Genomic DNA, 20,343 nt, shown 5'->3' with positions numbered 1-20,343 from the left:
CCGGAGCGCAGCCCGGAGCTCAGCCGAACTCGCCCATCCGGTCGATTCCCGTACAATTCTTGCATCATAGTCCCGGGGGTACGCCCATGGAATGGCTTTCCGACCCGAACATCTGGATAGGGCTGCTGACGCTGATCGTGCTCGAAATCGTGCTCGGCATCGACAACCTGATCTTCATCGCGATCATTGCCGAGAAGGTGCCGCCGCACCAGCGGGACAAGGCAAGGCTGCTGGGCCTGTCGCTGGCGCTGCTGATGCGCCTGGGCTTGCTGAGCGTGATTTCCTGGATCGTCACGCTGACCGAACCGTTGTTCTCGGTCGGAACAATGGCATTCTCGGGGCGCGACCTGATCTTGCTGGTGGGTGGCATCTTCCTGCTGGGCAAGGCCACGATCGAGTTGCACGAGCGGGTCGAAGGGCAGGCGGCGGTGAAAAGCGGGCCGGTGGTCTACGCCAGTTTTGCCGCGGTGGTCGGCCAGATCATCGTGCTCGATGCGGTGTTCTCGCTCGATTCCGTGATCACGGCGGTCGGCATGGTCGACGAACTGGCCGTGATGATCGCCGCCGTCATCGTCTCGATGGCGGTGATGATGTTCGCTTCGAAACCGCTGACCCGGTTCGTCAACGCCCACCCGACCGTGGTGGTGCTGTGCCTGTCGTTCCTGCTGATGATCGGCCTGTCGCTGATCGCCGAGGGGTTCGGCTTCCATATTCCCAAAGGTTACCTGTACGTGGCGATCGGCTTCTCGGTCGCGATCGAGGCGCTGAACCAGCTGGCGCGGCGCAATTTCGCCCGGCAGCAGGAACATGTTCCGCTGCGCGAACGCACCGCCAATGCCGTGATGCGCATGATGGGCGAAAAGCCGGGCGCGGACGGTGCCGAAGCGCCGGTTGCCAAAGGCGAGGAGGCGGAGCCGCCCACGTTCGAATCGGCCGAGCGCCACATGGTGAGCGGCGTGCTCAGTCTGTCGCAACGGCCCGTGCGCTCGATCATGACGCCCCGCTCGGATATCTCATGGGTCGACCTGGACGACGACGCCGCGTCGATCCGCGCCCAACTGCTCGATGCGCCGCACAGCTTTTATCCGGCCGGCCGCGGGCAACTGGACAATATCGTCGGCGTGGCCCGTGCAAAGGACGTGATCGCCGACCTGATGGACGGCGGGCACATCGACCCGGCACGCAGTATCCGCCCGCCGATCGTGATGCCCGATTCCGCAGGCGTGCTGCAGGTGATGGAAACGCTGAAGCGCTCGCACGGACAGCTGGTGCTGATCGCCGACGAATACGGCACGATCCAGGGACTGGTGACACCGATCGACATCCTGGAAGCGATCGCCGGCGAGTTCCCCGATGAAGACGAGCAGCCGGTGGTGCAGCCGCTCGGCGCCGGCCGCTGGCGCGTGGATGGCGGCGCCGACCTGCATTACCTGCAGCAGGTGCTGGAATCGGATGCGCTGGGCATTGCCACCGACGACTACACGTCGCTGGCAGGGTTCATGCTGGAACGGTTCGGCACCTTGCCCCACGTGGGGCAGGTGCTGGCGCTGGACGACTTGCGGCTGGAAGTGGCGGAAGTGCGGGAGCGCCGCATCACGTCGGTATTGATTACCCGCGCCGATGCGCCGGCCGGGGCCGGCGCCTGAGCGCATCCCCGGCGCGTGTGCCTCGCCCCCCGGCTTCGGCCAGGGGACTTGCTTCGCTCAGGGGATCTTGCGCCGCAGCGGCATCGGCACAGGCATCTCGCGCGTGGGCATGGGCGCGCGGTCCGGCGGATTCAAGCCGGTGACCAGGTCGGCGATCCGCACGGACTGGCCGTTCTCGAAGCACTGGTTGGCCGCGACGCCGATCAGGATCGAATACGCGCCGGACCGCTCGTCGGCCAGGCGCTTGTACTTGTCGGCCGGCGCATTCCCGAAAATCTCCTCCAGCATCACGGCATCGCCGCCGCCATGGCCGCCCTTGCCGGTCCAGGGCTCGATGTCGCGCGCGGCGCCGCGCAGCGGGATCACGCGGATCTGCACCTGGTCGCTCCGGCTCTGCACTTCGGCGGCGCCCGCCGCGCCGACCTGCTCGACGATGCGGTGCTCCAGCCGGCCTTTCGTGCCGTTGAAGGCCACGTGGTACCCCTCCCACGCATCGTAGGCCGACAAGGCGTAATTCAGCTGCGCCCCATTGTCGTAGCGCACCATCACGTTCATCGTGTCCTCGATGTCGATTTCCGGGCGCCACACGCACTGGTCGCGGAAGTAGCCATCATGCTTTTCATTGTCCAGGTAGAGCGCCTTCAGGCCCGGGTCGGCGGCCAGGTCGAAATAAAACGTGCACTTCTGCTTTTCCGGGCAGGTCAGGCAGCGCTCGTGCGCGCCCGTCAGTCCCATACGCTTCGCCGTGGCCGGCGTATAGAACTGGCGCGAGCCGAAGGCATGCACCAGCTCCGGCTGCGCGCCCAGCCACCAGTTCACCAGGTCGAAGTGGTGGGTCGACTTGTGGATCATCAGCCCGCCCGACATGGCCTTGTTGCTGTGCCAGCGGCGGAAGTAGTCGGCGCCGTGCACGGTATTGAGCAGCCACGTGAAATCGACCGACATCACGTCGCCGATCTCGCCGCTCATGAGGATGTCCTTCACCTGCGAACGGGGCGGCGTGTAGCGGTAGTTGAACGTGACGCGGATGTGGCGCCCCGTGCGCTTGACGGCATCGAGGATGCGCTGCGCCTTTTCCGCCGTCGTCGTCATCGGCTTTTCCGTGATGACGTCGCAACCGGCTTCCAGCGCGCGCACGATGTATTCGTCGTGCTTGGCGTCGGGCGTGGTGACGATCACGTACTGCGGCTTCGTTTCGCGGATCATCTGGTCGAAATCTGCCGACTTGTAGGCGCGCGGCTGGCTGGCGCCAGTGGCGGTGATGTTGCGCACGGCCAGCGCCGCGCGCCCCGGATTGCTGTCGCAGATCGCCACGATCTCGTTGCCGTCACGGTATTTGCCGGTAATCGCGCCGGTGAACATGCGTGCCCGCGAGCCGACGCCGACCACCGCGTAGCGTTTGCGTGGCGTGGCGGCAAAGGCACTGGTGGCCAGCATGACCCCGGCTGCGCCGGCAGCTTTCAGTACGGTGCGGCGATCGATCGGACCGGCATTGTTTTCGCTCATCGAAGTGTCTCCATTGGTGGGTGAAAGCGTCGCGCCATCACCCGTCTGGAGCGGGCTGATCTTTGGCGGCGGCTTTCGCGATGGTAGGTCCATTCGATCCGGGTGGCAAGACCACTTTTTGTAACTGGACGGACCAATCACGCGCGTGAGCGTTGTGCCGTATCCGTTGTCCACCGCAGCACTCGTGTCATGCATTTTTTTCAATAAACGCCTCAAATGACGATATCATTTGTTAAGTAGGAAATTCCTTACGAGCGCTAAGAGTTCCCCTAATAACTTTTGGAGGCAGTCATGACGATGCGCTCATACCTGCGGATCGATGGCGTCGCGGGCGATTCGACGAATGACGGCTATGCGGGGTGGATCGCATGCGATTCGGTCGGCTGGTCGCTGCGCGCCGCCGGCAGCGCGGGCGGCCTGTCGGAAATCCGCTTCGTCAAGGGCAAGGATGCAGCATCCGCCGTGCTTGCCCGGCTGTGCATCGAGGCCACCCCGCTGGCGAGCGCACGCTTCGACTTCGTCCGGCTCGGGCCGGACGGCGCATGGGTGCGGCACTACGGCATCGAACTGGAACACGTCACCGTGGCCAACGTTGCCACCGGCCCGAGGCGCGAATCGGCGGTGACGGAAACCGTGGTGCTTGCGTTTGTGCACGTCCGGCTCACGTCCGGCGGGCAGGGCGGCGAGGCGGCCTGACTGCGCGCGGCTATTCCGGCAAGCGATAGCGCTGTTCGCGGTACAGCAGGGAAGGCAGCATCACGTGCGCCATCGCGCGGTCGACGAGGGCCTGCGGCGGCGGCGCCCGATCGAGCGACAGATTTCCGGTTGCCCCGTCATATCGTCCGGCCAGCGGCGGCTGTCCGGGGCGCAGGATGGTCGCCGAATCGCCTTCCAGCCAGGCGAAGTAGTTGTCGAACTGGAGCAGTGCGCGGCCCGGCGTATCGCTGTCCCGCGCCAGGTCGCGTCCGATCATGGGATGGTCGCTGGAAATGCCCATCAGCGACAGCAACGTTGGCCCGAGATCGATCTGGCTGGCCAGCGTGCGGAGTTGCCTCGGCTGCACATCCGCACCGAGGATCAGCGCCGGGATATGGAACTTGTTGATGGGCACGAGGCTGTCGCCGTACACGCGGTTGTCATGGTCGGCCACGATCAGGAAGATGGTATCGCGCCAGTAATCCTGCTGCTGTGCTGCGCGAATGAATTTGCCGAGCGCGAAGTCGGCATATTTCACGGCGTTGTTGACGCTTTGTTTCACGGGATCGTGCAGTGCGATCTTCCCGTCGGGGAATTCGAACGGTTCGTGGTTCGACGACGTGAAGATCAGGCTGAAGAACGGCTTGCCCTGCGCGTGCAGCGCTTTCAGGCGTTCCAGCGAGGTGTCGAACAGGTCCTCGTCCGAAGCGCCCCAGCTGCCTTCGAAGCGGGGATGCATGTCGCGCCGGTCCACGACGTTCTTGAATCCGTTACCGGTGAAGAAGCCGCGCATATTGTCGAAATGCGCTTCGCCGCCATACACGAATTCCGTGTTGTACCCCTGCTTGCCCAGGCCGAGCGCCAGCGTATAGAAATCGCGCTGCGCCAGCGACAGCTTGACCACGCTGCGCGCCGGCGTCGGCGCGTAGCCCGACACCACCGCTTCGATACCCCGTACCGACCGGGTGCCGGTGGCATACAGCTGCTCGAACCACCAGCCTTGCTCCTTCAGCTTTTCCAGCTCCGGCGTCACCGGCAGGCCGCCCAGCGATTTTACAAAGGTGGCGCCCAGGCTTTCCTCGAGCACGATCACCAGGTTCAGCGGCTTGTCGCGCCGGTAGGCGGCTTGCTGGTGGTGCAGCGTCGGCAATTCCGCGGAAGGGAACCGGTAGTCGCGCATCCAGGGCGCGGACATGACTTCCGCGAGCACCTTTTCGCGCGGCATGCTGCCATAGATTTCCGACGACCGGGCTTCCTTGCGCATGGAGCCCACGGCATCGAGCACGGACCACGCCGAATTGATCACCAGTGAATTGACCAGCGCATCGCCGCTCAGCGCGAACAGGGCCGGGTTGGCGGGGCGGTGCGCGGTGGTGGAGCGGATCTGCACTATCACCGCCAGCAACAGCAAGGGCCATGTGAGCCACAGCACGCGCGACGGCCACATCGTCATGCGGCGCGACGCCTCCGCCAATACCCGGTGCACCAGCACGGCCAGCACGGTGGTGGCGGCAACGGTCACGACCAGCGCCAGCCGGTAGCCATGCCACAGTGTGCCGAAGACTTCTGCCGGATAAGCCAGGTATTCGATGAACAGCCGGTTCGGCCGCACATCGTATTGCAGGATGAACTGCGGCGTGGCCAGCTCCATGAAGCCGATGAACACCAGTGCGGCGGTTGTCCACCATGCGGTGAAGGCGGCCCACAGCCGCGCCGTGCGGCGGTACGCCAGCAAAGGGGCGAGGGCGAGCGGAATCACGATGAAGTAGCCCAGCACGATCAGGTCGGCGCGCATGCCCTGAACGAAAATCTCGCCGAGGAGCCCGGCCGCGGCGACCCGATCCCGTTGCCAGGCAACGAGTGCGATGCGCGACACGGACAGCATTGCCAGCCCGGCCGCCAGCAGGCAGGACAGGTTCAGGTACGGGCCAGCGAATCGGCTCCAGTACTGCCACCAGCGCACCGTGGTGGATCGGGAAGAAGAGGGAGATGCGTTGGCGACGGCCTGGTTCATGGGATCGGTGTGCGGTGGATCGGCGATACGCGGCGGGCGCGCAAAGCCGGACAGTAGCGAACTACCTGTCGCGGTACGGTTAAGCACGGGTTAAGTTCCCGTTAAGGCCGCGCCACCGAGTGGGGCCCCGGGGCATCGGCTCATGTTGCTGATTGTTCGCCCGGACCATCCATGGCCACGGCCGGAGCGGTTATAAAGATGGTTTTACTCTTCACCGGAGATTTCATGTCTGCATGCCATCGCCGCACTGGAGTCCGGACGATGCGGGCCGGGTTCCTGCTCGCCATGTCAGCCTTGCTGCCGATGCCGGCGGCCATGGCGCTGCAGGCCGGCGCGACCGTCGCGCCGGCCGTGACGGTGAAAGGAAGCCGCCTGGGGGCGGCGGACCCCACCGAATTCGTCGCTGCCGACAGCCGGGTGCTCAGCCGCAAGCGCGCATCGTCCTGCAACTTCATGGCGGGCTACAACCCGAACGAGGACGACCTCGTGCTGGACTACATGCGCCATTTCCACCATTCGCTCGAGGGCAGCGCCGTCAGCTCGCTGGGCGGCGCGCCCGTGCAGGTCGTGCGCGACACGGCACCGCTGGGCGACGTGGCGTCCGCCAGCAACGCGGAACTTGGCGCCCTGGCCGGCGAACTGCGTGCCGCCGCGCCGGACCCGATGGCGCCATCGGTGAAATGCTCGCCCAGCGACCTGCGGTTCGCCGCCGGCATGCACCGCATCGCCCGCAAGGACCGCACGCTTGGCGAAGCCTTCGCGGCCCATGACCGCGGCGACTTCGGCGAGGCGATGGCCCAGTTCAGGGAAAACTACCGGAAGCTGGGGTACGGCATTTCCGCCCTGATGATCGGCAAGCTGTACCTGCTGGGCCAGGGCGTGCCCGCCGACACTGGACAGGCCATCGCCTGGCTGCGCAAGGTGGTCGATGCCCGGTTCGCGCCGGAAGATCGCATGCGCTTCGATCCGAAAGCGCCCGGGCAGATGAGCGAGCGCGCCGAGGCGGCGATGACGCTGGCAAAGATCCACCTGGTTGGCCACGGTGTGCCGAAGAATGCGCGCGAAGCGCGCAAATGGTATGAGGCGGCGTCCGAGTCGGGCTACGCGCCGGCCACGAGTGCGCTGGGCCTCGGTTACCTGTCGGGCTTTGCCGGCGACCGTGACCCCGCCCGGGCGGTGAAGTACCTGAAAGAGGCGGCCGAGGACGGCTACATGCCGGCGATGTACCAGCTCGGCAAGCTCTACTACACGGGCGAATCCGGTATCGCCGAAGACCTCGGGCTGGCGGGCGCGTACTTCGCGGCGGCGGCGAAGGAAGGCCATCCGCTGGCCCTGTACGCGGCCGGGCGGATGTATGACCTGGGCGAAAGCGTGCCGTCGGACCAGAAGCGGGCGATCGGCTACTACAAGGAAGCGGCAGTCAAGGGCGTTGCCGATGCGCAGAACGCGCTGGCTACCTACTTCTACCAGGGGGAAGTCGTCGACAGGAACCTGGAAACCGCACGCAAGCTGTTCGACGCCGCGGCACGCCAGGCGCAGCCGGACGGCATGTTCAACCTGGCCGTGATGTCGATGCGCGGCGAGGGCGGCCCGAAGGACCTGGCGGCGGCCTATGTGTGGTGCAGCCTCGCCAAGGCGCGTGGTCACGCCAGGGCGGAGGCCGCGCTCACGGAGCTCCGTCCGATGTTGTCGCGCGATGAGCTGGCGAAGGCGGAAGGCATCCTGCAGCCGGCGACCCGGAAGTGACGCGTACGTCGGCGGCTGGCGGCGCGCCGCGGCCCAGCCAGCGATCGCGCAGGCGCAAGCCCGGCCGTTCGATCGCCAGGTAGAGCAGGGAGGCGACCGCGATCGACGCCAGCGCATAGCCGAGGCAGGCGACTGCCGGTGCCTGGCGGGCGAGGGCCGGCAATGCCGCGTCGAGCCAGGCATAGACTTGCTTGTGCGTCAGATACAGGCTGAACGCCAGCATCGCCAGCGCGCGCGCACCCGGCACGGGCCGGCGGCCTGGCCAGGCCCGCGGGCTGGCGGCACCCGCCAGCAGGCATGCGCAGCCGAGCGCCACCAGCGGGAAAAGAAGGGTGGCGCCCGCGGCACTCATCGGCTGGATGTGCGATGTGCCCGCCACGATGCCGGCACCGCCGGCGATGAGCAGCCAGGGGTGTCGCATCAGCACGATCCACCATGCCGGGCGGTAGGCGCGCACCGCGGCCAGCATGACACCCATCAGCAATCCATCCAGGCGTGCATGCGTGGGGTTATAGATCATCGTGACAAAGTTGCGCAGGGCCGCGCCGCCATCGCCCGCGTCGAGGAATGGCGCGACCTGGTAGCGCCAGAGTCCCGCGCGCAGCAGCGCGCCACCTGCGATGACGCCAATTGCCAGTACCGCCACCTGCATGGCGGTCGACCGCCCGGCCATTCGCCAGGCAAGCAGCGGAAACAGCAGGTAGAAATGTTCTTCGACGCACAGCGACCATGCGTGCGAATATGCCGTGCCGTGTTCCCATTCCGGGAACAGGTTCAATGTGAATGTGATGAATTTCCACGCCGGCTGCAGTTCGCCGCCTTCGCGCCACGCCGGCATCGACATGTACAGGCCGAGGACCACGTAGTAGGCGGGGAGGATGCGCGACGCCCTGCCGAGCATGAACGCCCTGTAATGGCGCCAGCGCGAACTGCCGTCACGCGACTGGTTTTTCAGGAGCTGCCAGCCAACCAGGTAGCCACTGAGGACGAAAAACAGATCCACACCCATCCAGCCGTGTTCCACGAACGCGGGCAGGGCAACGCCATGGCTGCTGAGGTGATAGGCCATCACCGCGACGATGGCGATCGCGCGCAGCAGGTCGATGCCTGGAACGCGGTTCGCTACGGTTGCCGGTTCCGTCAGGGCAGGTTTATACATGGCGTGCGAGCCTGTGTCTCAGACCTGTTTCTCAGGCCTGTGTCTCAGAACGAAAGAAGAAATCACAGGAATGACCCCACATGGCGGTTGACGTGTGCTTTTGTTATAGAAGCGAAATTGTAGAGCAATCGTGGTACCGGTCGTGGCGCTCGCTACGACTTCATGGCACAGCTGCCTGCCCGGCGGTTGGGATAGGCGCGAACCTGGCTGCTTTGGACGCCTGATGGCACACAGGGATGACGATGCAAAAAGCACGTTGCTATCGCTACATTTCTCGACATGCCAGTTACCATGGGCGACATGCATCAGCATATAAATGCAACTAACCGAAGGAGTCATGTCAACACGACACCTCATCCGCCAATGGCTGAGCAGAGATCCGGTCTATAAGAACACGGGTGGCACATCGCGGCGGAAAAGCAGCAGAACAGCTGACCGGTTGACCGGCCGATGGCTCCGTTAGCCGATCAAAGGCACAGGCGCACTGTATTGCAGAGCAGGTTGATGGCGTCGTCTTCCAGCATGGGCATCTTGAAGAGCTTGTGCTCGCCCGGTAGGACTTTGCGAGTCAGCGGCTCCGCCAGCTTGAGGCCATTCTCGCTGTTGGTCAGCATGACCAGTCCATCGCCCGTTCGGGTGGAAGCGATGACGAATGCGCGATAGCCGGTGTTATTTCCCCATTGCCAGATATAGGCATCGTTCCCATGGTGCTCGATTCCCCAGCCCAGTCCCCAGGCAATGTCCAGGCTTCGATCGACCGACACGGGGGACTCGGTGATTGCACGGATGACGTCGTCATCGCCAAGCACCATTGCGACGAACTTCCCATAATCCGCCGCCGTGGAATAGAGGGTGAAGGCCGCGATCGGGGCATCCAGTACCATCGCGGTCCTGAATGCGCCGTTGGCTTTCGATCCCGGGAGGAGGCGTCGGGCGAGCGGCTCGTTCCAGGCGAAGCCGCTGTCATGCATGCCCAGCGGTTCGAATACCTGCGCTGCAATGAGCTGGTCGAGCGGCTGTCCCGAGACCGCTTCCACGGCCCGCTGCAAGAGCAGGTAGCCTTCGCCCGAATAATGCCATTCTGTTCCAGGTTCGGCATCGAAATCCAGCGGCCCGGACGCCCAATTGGGCAGACCCGAAGTATGGTTCAGGACCATGCGGACGGTGATTTTTCCGAGACGCGGATCGGTCACCAGGTCCGACGGTTCCGCCTTCAAAGGATTGAAGCGGTGCCGGTAACCCCGTGGCAGGTAGCTCATGACCGCGGCGTCCAGCTCCATTTTGCCGTCCGCAACCAGCTTCAATACCGCATACGCAAAGACAGGCTTGCTCAGCGATGCGGCCTGGAAAACGCTGCCTGGCACCGGCTGCTGCGCGGACTGGCAACCGGTGGCCGAGTCGACCGAGTCGAGCTTCCGGTTCCTGATGACGGCGATCGCCACGTTGCAAACGTGATGCCGTTCCGCCAGGACCTTCAGCGCATCATGCAGGCTTGCCGGCATGACTTTCGGCTGGGGGGAGGCACAGCCGGAAAACAATACCATCAGGGCACTCGCGAGCAGCAAAAAACGGATGTTCCGGACCGGCAGGGCGGTTGGCGGGAACGATAGCACAGGGAGAAATCGCATTGACACCTTGTATTGTTGGACGCACATCGAGAATCCTGCCACTCGGCCAAGGGCGCTGATCAGCTGAAAGCCATGGGATTATGTCAGAAACCCTTTTTCGCTGTACGTTGCAATAAGTAAAATGCTTCTGAGTGAGGTAGTGCACCAGCACTCGACTTGCATGTCGCTCGCTGCAGTAAATAACTGGCGACTTACCGTCCTGGCGTTCAAGAGCACTGCGTCCCCACGGGAAAAATCCGTTATCTCTGTACAGGTCCTTCCTCGAGGGCTATCTGCCCGCGCACTGCTGGTCCATTGAATCCCGGGTCTCCGCCTGGACGACAACAATAGAGTCTCAACAATACCCAGACGGTTCAGATTGCCTCTGTTACTTGTGTTACGTGGCGACCCACGCTTACCATCGATTCGCGCGATCCGATTTACGGAAACGCCATGGGTGCCATTTTCACAGCCCGAAACTGGAGATTTGGTAAACCTGCGATAAGGACGAAGACCGTAATGGACAAAAATCCCCAACAACGCATATTGGACACTTTGAATTGCATATCAAGGCTGTTCCCGCAACCGCAGGATGGCGCCAGGATACGCGCAGTCCTGGAGAAATGGTTGAACACGCAAAATGTCAACGAGCTCAGCGGTCGGTTGTCTCTGCGGCAAGGAAACCGATTTTCTGACGACACTGCCAGGGAACTGCGGCATGCGAGGCGAGCGCTGCTGATGGTTTATGAGCGTCATCAAGTGCCAGCGTCCCGGACAGCGGCGGTGCGGACCATGGGATTGGACACGATCAGGGAAAAGCTGTTGGAGTATTTCCCGAGGAAAGATCTTTTCAATTCTGGCATGCCGCGTGAAACTTCGCTCGCGTCGTCGTTTGGTTACGCCAGAGAAGAGCATTGCAATTGGGCAATGCTGGCTGGGGCCGAGGTCATCCCTCGTGTAACGGCTGCGTTGCTGGGATTGTCGCACGTCCGAACAAACAGAGTCGAACAGGCACGGTTTGAAAAATGGTTTGGTAAATTTACCGATGCCAAGTATCGGATAGTATTAGAAAATCTTCAAAAAATCTGCCATAGTCCCAAAGGTTATCGTCTCTACTATCGTGGGCAGGACCTGGACGGCAAAATCGCAATGGAAGGAGTTCCTCCCTATGAGAGTTCACTGGTAGCGATACAGTCGGTGCCGGATGCCGGTTTCTATTCCAGAGATTCAAGAAGGGATAACGATGAAAAATATTGCCATATTTTCTTAGGAAAGGCGTTTTGGGGGTCCCAGGTGAAGGCCAACGGGCAGGAAGGTGTGGCGGTTTCACGTTGCGCAGTTCTCGTTCACGAGTTGACACACTATTTGTGCGGGACAGTTGACTTCACGTATGGCAGCGAAAATTGCAAACAACGTGCCGCTGAAGGCCGAATTGAAGTCATTAACAATGCATCAAGCTATCAATGGTATATCGATGAGTTCTAGTGGCGATGTCCTGCGTTGCTGCCACCAGCAGTGTAGCGCGTCCCGCCCGACCGGTTAACTTCGGCGCTCTGCAGTATATTGCGGCTTTGGCCAATTACATTTCTCGACAAATCTGCCAACCCGACCGTCAGGCAGAGCACGGAAGGCATTGACGCCTATTGCGTTGGGTAGCGCGAGCAGATCGCGTAACTGGTCGAGGTGTTGCAAGTGGAATAGCACAACCTAGACTGCAGCATCAGCGAACGGCTGCTTTGTTCCGGCCTCCCATCGTGGCCCGGCAGTTGGCGGGCGTGAATGATCCCCAGGACGGGGCATGGTGAAGGCTTTTGCCGGCGCGGCAAGTCTCCGAGTCATCCATGGTCGCTTCCTCGCCACTTTCAAAGAGGTGGCTGGTCACCTCAGCCTGGTCGTTCCTGAACATCCGGAAGGCCGGTCATTTTGACGTTATCGCTGCCTTTGGCAAATCGGGCCGGCTGATGAAGCGAATCCGTGTCTGTGGAATTGGACAGGATGGACATGGTCGATTTCGAATGTGGGGTAACGGGTGAAAAATCAGGGATTGGCACCAAGCTTCACCGGCTCGATCAACTCGCTGACCTCTTCCGGCCAGTAAGCCTGGCCGTTGCGGTCGCTTTTGATCACATACAGCGTTTCGCCCACCAGTTGCGTGGCCGGACAACTGAGATACCAGACGAAGCTCGCGTGCCGGTGCAGCATGCCGGTCCGGAAGCCACGTCCCGGCTCCACCAGGTCGACCCGGCGCGGCAGCGGTGACTGCGCATGTAGCGGCATCGACAAGCGCCATTTGCCGTCGCCGCTGCTGGTGCGGTGCAGCGCCGCATACAGCGCCGGGGGCGGCTCGATCACGGCGTCGCCGGTGAGCACCAGGCGCACCGTGCGCTCATTGATCGCGCCCGCGGCAATCGTGACCGGCTCGACCCGCGCGGCGCCCGCGTTCCACAGCCGCAATTCGAGCGGCGCGGTATTTTCCAGGGCCAGCGTGAATGCCAGGGTATCGCCCGCATGCAGGCGCGCCGGCGTGTCGTCGGCTTCGCGCAGTGCCGCCAGCGGCAACGTGTACACGATACCCAGCCGTACTGCCTCGGGGGCCGCCAGCTTGAGCGCACGGGACACGCCTTCCTGCGTGGTCAGCATGAAGCTGCAGCGCCCCGGGCCCACCGGCCCTGGCTTTTCCAGATCGCCGCCGGCCACGATGTCGGCCATTTCCGCCTGATCCTGCGACAGGGCATCCATCGGCCGCTCGTAGCGCACGTCGAGCATGAAAGTGAGCACGCCCTGACAATTGACCACATCGCGGTCGACATCGAGGGCCAGGCGCAGCGCACCGCGCGCTTCCAGGCCGGCCGGCGCCGGATTGATCGGCTTGATATCGCTCGCCGGTGGGCCGGACAGATCGCGGTCGTAGGCTGGATCGTTGAACACGATGCTCGCCGGGGTCAGCGGCATCGTCCCGCGCGCCTGCGACACCGGATACAGCGGCATTCGCAGCACCAGCGGCGCATTGCTGGTGCCGGGCGCCAGGCTGGCCGGCTCGGCCTGCTCCGGATCGAACAGGGCGAGCAGCTTCCCGAGCGGCGCCACGCGGGTGCTGCCGCGCGAGGTGGGATGCACCGTCCAGTGCAGCTCCACCGCCGGCAGCGGCACGGCGCCGGCCAGCGCCTGGGCGATGGCGCGGTTGGCCTCCTGCACGCCGAACGGCTGGGTGCGCCCCGGGTCGAGCACCAGTTCGACCTCGGCCGTGTGAATGTGGTGCTCGCTGCCATCGCCGGCGGGCGCCGGCGTCGGCAGCAGGGTCCACTGGCCGGGCTTGGGCAGCGTCACCCAGCCGTATTCAAGCACCGTGTCGCCGATCCGCAGCATGGCGCGCGCATCCGGCACCGCCGCCCCCAGCCCGGTCAGCAAGGTGCGCATCACGAACTGCAAAGGGCGGGTCGCCAGCGTGGCGGTGCCCTTGACCAGCACCTCGACCCGCAGCACCACCCGCAGCGATCCATCCCAGCGGGCGTTCACGATGCTGGCCGTTTCCGGTGCGGCGACGGCGACAATCGACCAGGCGTCGAACGATTCCTCGACCGCATTGTCGGGAGCGCCGTAGGAGGCCAGGGGCAGGATACGGCCGGCGCCACCCTGCACGATATCGGCCGAACCGAACAGCACGTCGCAGGCCTGTAGCGGGCGCACGGCGCACGCATGGATGCGGCGGTCGCGCAGGGCGTCACCCCGATTTTCCGGCAGCGGCCCCGGGCGTGGCGTGCGCAGCTTGCGGACGAACGAGGAACCGGCCTGGCTGGGGCGGCCGAAACGCGTATTTTCCGCGTCATAGGCAGCAACTTTCCCTGCCGCGCCATCGAGCGCGGCCAGCAGGCGGGCGCGGCGGATAGTCAGCACGCCGGCACGCTCGCCCACAGAGGTCAGACTCAGCTCCTCGGGCAGGAATCCTTGCACCGTGCGCAACGCGCCTTCAGTGGCGGCGGTGCCGCTGGCCAGCAGCGCGGCCTCGATTTCGGTCGCCAACGGCAGCCGCACCAGCGGCGGCGCCGATTGCAGCCAGCCGATCGGCGGGCCTTTGAGACCGCTGAGGTGCAGCGGCAGCCAGGCTGGCACCCGCGTTTGCGACAGCCACACCAAATCGGCGCCGGCGCCAACCCCGCCGAGCGCGGTGGCAGCGCCGGTGTGGGCCGGCAGCCGCATCCGGTGGCCCAGGCCGGCAAGGCCCGATGGGGGCGTCGGCCCGGCAGTGGACGCATCGTCGCGCACCGGGCTGACCCGGCCTTCCTCCGGCGCGCTCAGCCAGCGGGTAATGCGCGGCGCGGCCGGCGCCGCCAGATGGCCGCGCCCGGGGTCGGCAAAGGTGGCCGCGGAGCGACTGCGCGGCGCGCTGGCGCCCTTGTCGAGGGCAGGCGAGGCAAACACGCCTGCGCTGAACAGCTCAGTGCTGGGCTTGCCCGGCCAACTCAGCAGGAAAGCGGCGGGATCGGGATCGCGGGTCAGTGCCAGCGCGCGCACTGCCGGCAAAATGGTGCTGCCCGCGTCGGGTCGCGGTGCGGCCGCCCACCCAAGGGAGCTCAAGCCGGCGCCCAGCACTACCAGTCGTGGCGGTGCCGGGATGCTGCTGGCTACCAGTTCAGCGTCACGCATGGTGAGCGCCGCCGCCAGCGCCAGCGTTCGCGAGTCGCCGTCTTGCTTGCGCAGCAGCATATGGCCGGCCAGCAACGACAGTGCCTGCACCGCACTTTTGCCCCGGCGGGCAGCGCGCAAGGTGCTGTCAACCGACACCGCCGCCGCCAGAAAGAAAGGCGCGTCGAGCGACACCGCCTGTTCCGGACGGCGCGTGCCGAAGCTTTGCTCGGCCAGCAGCGCCCCGAACACATCCAGTTCATCCTCACCAGGATGTCCATGGGCCAGGGAACCGGCCACCAGGGCCGCGCTGACAGCGGCAAAGCTGGCGTTCGCGGGCGAAGGTGCGCTGGGCCGGCTCAATGCCAGCGCGCATGCCGCGCGGCCATCGCTCCACGCCAGTTCGAACGCCCCCTTGCCGAAATCCGTCTGGCTCAGCGTCCCGGCCATGCCGGCCAGTAGCGGCAGGCGCAGTAGCGGCGCCATCGGCGTGCCTTGGTCGAGCACCCCCAGGAAGCCGCCGGCCGCCATGATGGCATCGCCCCGCGTGACGTTCCAGAACGCGGACCGCAAGCCCGCACCCAGCGTTCCCTGCAGCACGGTGGCGGGTGCCCCCAGCCCGGCGCGCAGCATGCCCGGCTCCTTGCCGATTTTCTTGCCGTCCTCGATGCGCGCCATGAAACGCGCGCCGAAGGTGGTGCCCTTGGCGCCCGGTTTCGGCACAACGCCGGCCGGCCGGCCCAGCGCCATCGATTCCACGCCGCTCCACTGCAGCGTGGTGCTGCCGCGCGTGAGCCGGTTGCGGCCGACCACCGGCGTCACCCATGCCACGCTGGACAACGGGCGCAGGATTGCGGCCGCCAGCGCCAGAGGCAGCTGATGGCCAGCCAGCGTCCATTCGACCTCGTGCTGCGCCGGCGCCGGCACGTCCTCCAGAGCCACCAGCACACGTCCACTGACCGGCCCGTCAATGAACGGTTCCGGGATCGGATCGGGCGGGTCGGACAAGGCCAGCATCGGCCACTCGATCGCGCTGCTGGCCGTGACGGCGGCGCTGACGGTGGCCTGGCCGCGCCAGACCCCGTCTGTTCCACTGGTCACGGCAAATTCCAGCCGGCCTCGCGCAATGCCGATGCCGGGGCCGAACAGGGTACCGGTCAGCGCCGCCTGCTGGATCAAGGCGCCTTCGCAGTGGCCGGCCGCCAGCAGTGCAATTCCCGGCACGGCCGGATGGCGCTCCAGTTTGGCGATCAGTGCGCAGGCAAGCGTTGCTTCTTTGCCGAAACCGCCTTCGAAGCGCAGCGCGAGGGCGCCATTTTCCGCATCGGCGCTGTGCCCAAGCAGCGTTGCCGGGTAGCCGAAGAGCTGGACGCCTTTGGCCTCTGTCGTCGAACGCCAACTGATGACGGGACTGTCCGGCACGCCGTATTCCCCGGTAGGGAAGATTTCGACCACATGCTCGACGTGCAGCGTGGTGCTGCCCGGCACATGGCTTGCTGCGATGCGTGCGTCCAGCACCCGCAGCCGCGCCTGGCCCGCGGAGCCTGCCGGCTCCTTGGGCGCGACGCGGCAGCTGACTGTGTCGCCCAGCAGTTCGATGGTGGGCACGCCGAGCGGCAGCGTGACGTCCGTCATCTCGATCTGCATCCCGATCCCCGCCGGGACGAAGCCGGCGCCTTGTTCCAGGTTGAGGGTCACGGTGACGCGCCGCAGCGCGGCGTGGGCGCCCGGCCAGGCCGTGCGGTCGCGCAGGCGGAACGCGTACGTCAAGTCCTGGGCCTCGCGCTCGAAGGCGGGCACCAGGGCCCCGGGATCGGCGCCGGCCTTGAGCGTGAGCGTGAACAGGTCGTGGCCGGCGTCGGGCGTGGCGTCGCCCAGCGTCAGGCGGCACAGCAGCCTGGCCGACGCCACCGCACTGCCGGCGAGCGTCACCCCGACCAGGCGCAGCGGTTCCAGCAGGAACCCGAAGAAGCGCAGCTGATGGCGGCCGAGGGCAAACGGCACGTCATCCCCGGGGGCGCTCAGGCGCCACTCGAAGCCGCTGGCGGCCAGCCTGGCATCGTCATCGAGCACGGAAAAGTCGAGCGCGCTGTCGCCTGCGGCCAGCTCGGCGTGATTATCCTTGAACAGCACGTCCTTGAACCAGAATTCAAATGGCCGCTGGTTCACCAGCAGGGCCAGCGGTTGCGCCAGCGACACCAGGCGCAACTTGCCCGCAACCCCGTGCAGCGCCACCGGCCGCTCGATCAGGAATTCGGCGGCTTTGGCCGGGCCGGCCCCGCAGCGCCGGTTGTCCAGCTCGAAATCGAAGTGATTGTCGCGGAACGTGGCCGGGCTGTTCCCCAGCACGGTGATATTGCCGCCCTCGAACGTGGCACTGTGTCCCGGCAAAGCGGCGTTCCCGCTGGCGGCGACGCCGTCGATCGACAGCGTCCCGTACGGCAGCTTGTACACGGTGGCGTCCGCGCACCTGGTCATGACCTTGAGAACCGGTTTCCATGTCAGGCCGCTGACCAGGGTGGTGACCTCGACCTGCTTGTCGGCGTCGGTCGCGAAATAGGGGCTCAGATAGCTGTCCTGTACCCGGCTGTTCTGGTGCTTGCGTTCCTGCTCGCCCCAGAAGCGGGCGAGCCGCGGCCAGTCGAGCGCAGTGGCCACACCGGCCGCGGCCGCCGCCGCACGCGCACGCTGGCGCGCAGCTTCGTCCGGGGGCAGGGCGGCGCTGGCAAACGCTTCGTCCAGCAACGGCAAATCGAAGCGCACCGCCGCCTGGTAGGCGTCGGCTGGATTCAATTCCACCCCGGCCACGCCCACGCACGAGAAAGCGATGCCGCGTTCGGGCAGGGCCGCGCTGCCGGTGGCGCCCGGCCAGGCGGCCACGGCACGTACCGAGGTCAGGCTGTCGTGCAGGCCCAGCAGTGGAGCATGAACCGATTCCTGCAGCACCGCGAGCACTTGCGGCTTGCCTGCCACATACTTGTCCCAGGCAAGCGCGAACGGCATCAGTTCGCGGCTTTCCAACGGCCGCACGCTGCCGGCTGCCATGCGCGTCATCGGCATGTTGGCCGCCAGCGCGATCACCGCATGGCGCCGCCACGCCACTGCCTGGTACAGTGGCTGCTCCGGGGGCGGCAGCAGGTCGACTTTGGCTAGCCCGTTCCTCAGGGCGTCCTCGGCATCGGCCAGCTCGGCGCGCGCCTGGTCGGCCGCCTCCTGGACCTCGTCCAGCTTCTTGTCGGCTTTGGCCATTTCCTTCTTCAGCACCGGGTCGAGCGCCAGTTGCGCTACCTGGCTGCTGGCCGCGCGCACGTCGGCCTGTGCCTGGGCCAGGCCGCCTTCGATCGCATACAGCACTTCCTGCGCGCGCGTCACGCCCTGCCACAGCAGATCGACGGGCAGCACCGTGAAACCCGCGCCGTCGATGCATGCACCGGCCGCGCGCAATGCCAGCTGGGCTTCGATTGGCTTGAGCACTTCATTGCGCCAGCGCGCTGCCTGGGGATTGAACGCCAGGGTGAGCCTGGACCAGCGAGCCAGCGATTTGCCGGCCTTGTTGGCGAACAATTCGAGGCCGGTGAAATCTGCCTGGAGCATGTCGTCATGGTCGTCCGTGTCCATCGCCACGTCGATGAAGGCACCCGGACCGGCGCCAAGCCGTGGCAAGGCTTCAAGCGCGTCCGGACGGTCGCCCGACACCCACAACAAACCGCGCGCCGACAGTCCGGGGCCGTACAGGGTCACACTGGCGTCGTCCAGCGTGGCGCCGCCTGCGTCCAGGGTCAGCAGCACGGTGCCGGCGCTGCCCCTGGCTCGTTCCAGCGTCACCATCCACGGCGCCTGCGTGTTGCTGCCGGGATGCCAGGCACCCGGCTTATGGCCCGATTGCACCGCGTCCGGCCCTGCCATCGTTCTCAGACGGAAGAAGCCGTTGATGACACTGCGCACTGCGCCTGCCGGACGGGCCGCGGCCAGCACCCGGTCGCTGTCGATGTCCAGCGGACCGAGGTTGGGGACCGGCAGCTGCAGCCAGCCATCGTCCAGGGCGACGAAGGCGGGGATCAGGGGCCGCTCGAAGCCGGCGCCGAACAGCTGGCCGGCCGGGCGCCGGGATGGCACCGGCGGTGGCGTCGCTTGCCCATAGGCAGCGCGCAGGTCGGCGGCCAGTCGCGCCACGTCGACATGCAGTGTGGACGCGGTGCTGGCTGCGCTGAGCCCATCGGTGCCAAAGCGGCAGGCCAGCTGCGCGCCGCCGGCCTGGCCGGCCCCGAAGGAAAAAGCGACCCGGCCATCGGTGGCGAGCTGCATGGTGACCCGGTCGAGCCGGAGCACGGCCACGCCATCGATGCCGCCGCCAGCAGCCGGGCTGACCAGGGCAATGCTGATGTCCCCCGGCGCCAGCTCGACCGGCTTGCCGGCCGCAAAGCGCAGCGACCCGCCATCGACCTCGAGCGGCCACTGGAACACCGGCAGCCGCTCGCTGCTGGCGGCAAAGCGCAGGCCGTACAACCTTTCGGCCGCCGCACGCGCCGGAATTACGGCCCGCCAAGCCTCGCGCCAGGCAGTTTCGTCATCCGCCTGCAGCAGCTCCAGCCTGAAGCCGTCGGGCTGGCGGTGCAGCAGCACCCGTCCGGCCAGGCCGGTGGCGCCGGGAAACGGCAGCGTGGCCTCGAATTCGATCCCGTCCTGGACCAGCCAGATATCTCCCCAGCCATCCGCGCCTGCGCGCACGCCGAGTGCCGTCAGCCAGTCCAGCCCTTTGGCACGGGTGTCGACGTGCAGGCCGATCCGTCCAGCCAGCAGGCGCAGGGGCGGCATGGCGACCTGATCGTCGTCCGGACGCGGCAGCTCCCATGGGTTGCCGTTGGCCGGCAGCGCCTCCGCCACCACGTGCACGAAAGGCGCGTCGCGGTCGTCCGGCGCGGCTTCATTGATGGTGCGGAAGGTGTCGCCGAAGCGGGATGACACTTGCCTGTCGCCCGCCCAGCCCAGCTGCAGGAAGTCGCTGCTGGGCGTTGCGGTGCCGGTCGGATTGCGGTAGTGCCGGTTGCGTGCCGCCACCAGCAGGTGCACGCTGAGCAGGCGCGGCTGGTGCCACAAAGGATCGACGCCTGTTGCGCGCCGGGCCTGGTCGAGCGTCAGCACGCGCACCGGGAAGGTGCTGTCGGCACTGCTGCCCGTCTTCTTGCCGTGCGCGTCCTTGGCATGTTTATGGTCGAAGTCCGGCGCGCCTGCCGCCAGCGTCCAGAGTGGCATGCACGGATGGTCCGGCCCGGCTGGAGCACCCACCACCGTGATCTGGCGCAGCGGTTCCGGCTCGCCGTCGAGGGTGTCAATAATGTAGGGCAT

General features: G+C 65.8%; 9 protein-coding genes. 4 read left to right on the top strand and 5 right to left on the bottom strand.

What is annotated here, in order from left to right; genetic code table 11:
• The first annotated feature begins 86 nt into the window (after nt 1-86).
• Nucleotides 87-1,646, top strand: coding sequence for a TerC family protein (locus ACY65G_RS04485; protein WP_464996154.1), 1,560 nt, complete (start codon nt 87-89; stop codon nt 1,644-1,646).
• A gap of 57 nt (nt 1,647-1,703) precedes the next feature.
• On the opposite strand, the gene ACY65G_RS04480 is transcribed toward ACY65G_RS04485, so the two are convergent.
• Entirely contained in the window at nt 1,704-3,152 is a 1,449-nt protein-coding gene (locus ACY65G_RS04480) for a Gfo/Idh/MocA family protein (RefSeq protein WP_464996153.1), read from the bottom strand.
• Nucleotides 3,153-3,443: 291 nt separating this feature from the next.
• On the opposite strand from ACY65G_RS04480, the gene ACY65G_RS04475 reads away from it, so the two are divergent.
• Complete coding sequence (locus ACY65G_RS04475; protein WP_464996152.1) at nt 3,444-3,848, top strand: type VI secretion system tube protein Hcp; 405 nt, start codon at nt 3,444-3,446, stop codon at nt 3,846-3,848.
• 10 nt (nt 3,849-3,858) lie between these two features.
• Here ACY65G_RS04475 and ACY65G_RS04470 read toward each other — a convergent pair whose 3' ends face one another.
• Entirely contained in the window at nt 3,859-5,862 is a 2,004-nt protein-coding gene (locus tag ACY65G_RS04470; RefSeq protein WP_464996151.1) for an LTA synthase family protein, read from the bottom strand.
• Nucleotides 5,863-6,123: 261 nt separating this feature from the next.
• On the opposite strand from ACY65G_RS04470, the gene ACY65G_RS04465 reads away from it, so the two are divergent.
• Nucleotides 6,124-7,608: a tetratricopeptide repeat protein gene (locus tag ACY65G_RS04465; protein ID WP_464996150.1), complete on the top strand. Its 1,485-nt coding sequence runs from the start codon at nt 6,124-6,126 to the stop codon at nt 7,606-7,608.
• On the opposite strand, the gene ACY65G_RS04460 is transcribed toward ACY65G_RS04465, so the two are convergent.
• Both ACY65G_RS04460 and ACY65G_RS04455 read right to left on the bottom strand, forming a co-directional pair.
• Nucleotides 7,529-8,767: an acyltransferase family protein gene (locus ACY65G_RS04460; RefSeq protein ID WP_464996149.1), complete on the bottom strand. Its 1,239-nt coding sequence runs from the start codon at nt 8,765-8,767 to the stop codon at nt 7,529-7,531. The genes ACY65G_RS04465 and ACY65G_RS04460 overlap by 80 nt on opposite strands.
• Before the next feature lie 467 nt (nt 8,768-9,234).
• The gene (locus ACY65G_RS04455) at nt 9,235-10,395 is read right to left on the bottom strand and encodes a serine hydrolase domain-containing protein (protein WP_464996148.1); all 1,161 of its coding nucleotides are present in this window, start codon (nt 10,393-10,395) and stop codon (nt 9,235-9,237) included.
• A 498-nt stretch (nt 10,396-10,893) separates the two neighbouring features.
• On the opposite strand from ACY65G_RS04455, the gene ACY65G_RS04450 reads away from it, so the two are divergent.
• Nucleotides 10,894-11,859, top strand: a complete 966-nt coding sequence (locus tag ACY65G_RS04450) for a M35 family metallo-endopeptidase (RefSeq protein ID WP_464996147.1) — start codon at nt 10,894-10,896, stop codon at nt 11,857-11,859.
• Between the two features lie 552 nt (nt 11,860-12,411).
• Here ACY65G_RS04450 and ACY65G_RS04445 read toward each other — a convergent pair.
• Nucleotides 12,412-20,343, bottom strand: coding sequence for a hypothetical protein (locus ACY65G_RS04445; RefSeq protein WP_464996146.1), 7,932 nt, complete (start codon nt 20,341-20,343; stop codon nt 12,412-12,414).

The sequence above is a fragment of the Pseudoduganella sp. jia 12 genome (genome assembly GCF_055502675.1).
This window is presented reverse-complemented; position numbering and strand designations above follow the sequence as displayed.

Excerpts from the sequence above, each read along its gene's own strand:
- ACY65G_RS04485 (WP_464996154.1), top strand. The coding sequence starts at position 87 with ATGGAATGGCTTTCCGACCCGAACATCTGGATAGGGCTGCTGACGCTG.
- ACY65G_RS04480 (WP_464996153.1), bottom strand. The coding sequence starts at position 3,152 with ATGAGCGAAAACAATGCCGGTCCGATCGATCGCCGCACCGTACTGAAA.
- ACY65G_RS04475 (WP_464996152.1), top strand. The coding sequence starts at position 3,444 with ATGACGATGCGCTCATACCTGCGGATCGATGGCGTCGCGGGCGATTCG.
- ACY65G_RS04470 (WP_464996151.1), bottom strand. The coding sequence starts at position 5,862 with ATGAACCAGGCCGTCGCCAACGCATCTCCCTCTTCTTCCCGATCCACC.
- ACY65G_RS04465 (WP_464996150.1), top strand. The coding sequence starts at position 6,124 with ATGCGGGCCGGGTTCCTGCTCGCCATGTCAGCCTTGCTGCCGATGCCG.
- ACY65G_RS04460 (WP_464996149.1), bottom strand. The coding sequence starts at position 8,767 with ATGTATAAACCTGCCCTGACGGAACCGGCAACCGTAGCGAACCGCGTT.
- ACY65G_RS04455 (WP_464996148.1), bottom strand. The coding sequence starts at position 10,395 with ATGCGATTTCTCCCTGTGCTATCGTTCCCGCCAACCGCCCTGCCGGTC.
- ACY65G_RS04450 (WP_464996147.1), top strand. The coding sequence starts at position 10,894 with ATGGACAAAAATCCCCAACAACGCATATTGGACACTTTGAATTGCATA.
- ACY65G_RS04445 (WP_464996146.1), bottom strand. The coding sequence starts at position 20,343 with ATGCCCTACATTATTGACACCCTCGACGGCGAGCCGGAACCGCTGCGC.